The organism is Corynebacterium sp. UMB9976, from assembly GCF_030212265.1.
Lineage (GTDB): Bacteria > Actinomycetota > Actinomycetes > Mycobacteriales > Mycobacteriaceae > Corynebacterium.
The window spans coordinates 1-638 of sequence record NZ_JASODY010000056.1 but is presented as its reverse complement, the minus strand read 5'-3'; the positions used below and the strand labels follow the sequence as shown (position 1 = coordinate 638).

Here is a 638-nt window from a genome sequence, read left to right as displayed (position 1 = left end):
ATTATAAAATTAATTAAATAAATAAAATCAAGGTGATATTCAAATAACATATAACTAGCCATGAAATTAAAAGACGCTTACTCCTTGGAAGAAAAGTTATGACCAACCTAGATAGCATATTCAAAAGCAGAGACATTACTTTGCCAACAAAGGTCCATCTAGTCAAGGCTATGGTTTTTCCTGTGGTCATGTATGGATGTGAGAGTTGGACTGTGAAGAAGGCTGAGGGCCAAAGAATTGATGCTTTTGAACTGTGGTGTTGGAGAAGACTCTTGAGAGTCCCTTGGACTGCAAGGAGATCCAACCAGTCCATTCTGAAGGAGATCAGCCCTGGGATTTCTTTGGAAGGAATGATGCTAAAGCTGAAACTCCAGTACTTTGGCCACCTCATGCGAAGAGTTGACTCATTGGAAAAGACTCTGATGCTGGGAGGGATTGGGGGCAGGAGGAGAAGGGGACGACCGAGGATGAGATGGCTGGATGGCATCACCGACTCGATGGACATGAGTTTGAGCAAGCTCTAGGTGTTGGTGATAGACAGGGAAGTCTGGCATGCTGCAGTCCATGGGGTCACAAAGAGTTGGACACGACTGAAGCAACTTAGCACGGCATGGCATAAAGAACCAAGGTTTATATTT

General features: G+C 44.0%; 1 protein-coding gene. It reads left to right on the top strand.

Features of this window, described 5'->3' with window-relative positions:
• Positions 1–98 precede the first annotated feature (98 nt).
• A complete protein-coding gene (locus tag QP140_RS09765) occupies positions 99–524 on the top strand; it encodes a hypothetical protein (protein ID WP_284759467.1) in 426 nt (141 codons plus the stop codon).
• Positions 525–638 lie beyond the last annotated feature (114 nt).